Consider the following 1,577-nt stretch of genomic DNA (forward strand, 5'->3'; position numbering starts at 1 on the left):
GGGTTTTGGCAGTTTAGGTTTAATGACCTCGGTTTTGGTAACACCTGATGGCAACACCATGGAAGCAGAAGCTGCACACGGTACCGTTACCCGCCACTATCGGGAGCACCAGGCAGGTAAATCTACATCTACCAATCCTATTGCATCTATTTTTGCATGGACAAGAGGTTTGGCCTTTCGTGGTAAATTAGACAGTAACCAGCCTTTGATTGATTTTTGCAATGCTTTAGAAGCAGTTTGTATTGAAACAGTAGAAAGCGGAAAGATGACCAAAGATTTAGCGGTTTGTATCCATGGCAATAAAGTAAAACACGGCGATAATTATTTATACACCGAAGAATTTTTTTAGATGCTATTGATGAAAATTTGAAGAAGAAGATGGGGATGTAAAAAATTATAATAAATCTGTTGTATGCGTCTCAAAATTTGAGGCGCATTTTTTATTAGTGCTAAATAAAAAACGCTCCGGTAAATTTAACCGAAGCGTTTTATCCTAAAACCCTGTATGTAGAAGAATTTAATATTAAAGAATAAGTATCAAAAGCAAAATAATAATAATAATTGCGCCAACAGATAAATAAACCCTTTTATCCAGGCCACCAGCTTTTTTCTTCATGTCCATCAATTCCATACGAAGTGATTTTTTTTCTGCACTGGTCAAATTTGATTTGTCCATGTTTTGAATTTCCGTAACCCTTTGCGAAATTTCTGCAAATGTTTTGGCATCTTTTACAGGATCGCCTGTTGCGGTAACGCTGGCATTAGATGCGTATGTTACAGGAATTGATACAGCCATAAAAATTGCCAGTGAAAGAATTTTTAAAAAGTTTTTAAGTCTCATAATTGTGTTGTTTTAAATATTAGATTATTAAAGCGGAAATTAAATATTTATTGACTTACCTGGAACCTTACCGGTAAACTAAATCGTGTTTTTACATTCTTGCCTTTTATTTGCCCGGCCGTCCACGATGGCATTTTATTAAATACTCTCATCGCTTCTTCTTCCACACCATCGCCTACTTTTTTACTTACAACTTCAGGCGAGGTAATCTTTCCATTTTCATCTACCAAAAAACTTATATTAACCACTCCTTCTGTACCGTTATCAGTTGCCTGCTGTGGATACTCAATATTATTATTAAAAAAGTTTTCCAGTGCATTTTGCCCTCCCGGATACGAAGGTAATACTTCTGATGAATTATAATAACCCTGCTTATCCATTTCTAACTTTCTTGCACTGTATTTTGCGGTGGGCATTTCTATCATCACCTTTGCTTTCTTCGTTTTTTTATCTCCCATCTTTTTAACCCCCATGCTGTCATTCATTTTAGAAACCATTGCGGTATCTGTCATCATTGTATTATTCGATGCAGTAACGGCAGTATCACTCGACATAGGTGTTGTGGTTGTAGTTGTTGTACTGTCAACATAATCCGAACTGGAATTACACCCGGTAATTAAACCTGCTGCAGTAATGAAAACAAAAAATGACTGGATTGACTTTTTCATAATTATTGTTGTTTCGTTAACAAGTTTTCAAATTCAATGCCGTTAATTTTTTATGTGCCTAAAATATT

General features: G+C 35.6%; 3 protein-coding genes. 1 reads left to right on the top strand and 2 read right to left on the bottom strand.

All coding sequences use genetic code 11. The features are described 5' to 3' along the window. A partial coding sequence (locus tag ACY651_RS06015) for an isocitrate/isopropylmalate family dehydrogenase (protein ID WP_462250734.1) occupies window positions 1-349 on the top strand: 349 nt, incomplete at its 5' end. A 174-nt stretch (window positions 350-523) separates the two neighbouring features. Here ACY651_RS06015 and ACY651_RS06020 read toward each other — a convergent pair. After that, window positions 524-841 carry a hypothetical protein gene (locus ACY651_RS06020; RefSeq protein WP_462250736.1) on the bottom strand — a complete coding sequence of 106 codons (318 nt, stop codon included), beginning with the start codon at window positions 839-841 and terminating at the stop codon, window positions 524-526. Between the two features lie 47 nt (window positions 842-888). Further along, a complete protein-coding gene (locus tag ACY651_RS06025) occupies window positions 889-1,509 on the bottom strand; it encodes an energy transducer TonB (protein WP_462250738.1) in 621 nt (206 codons plus the stop codon). Window positions 1,510-1,577: the final 68 nt, after the last annotated feature.

The sequence above is a fragment of the Ferruginibacter sp. genome, from assembly GCF_031391665.1.
Taxonomy (GTDB): domain Bacteria; phylum Bacteroidota; class Bacteroidia; order Chitinophagales; family Chitinophagaceae; genus Ferruginibacter.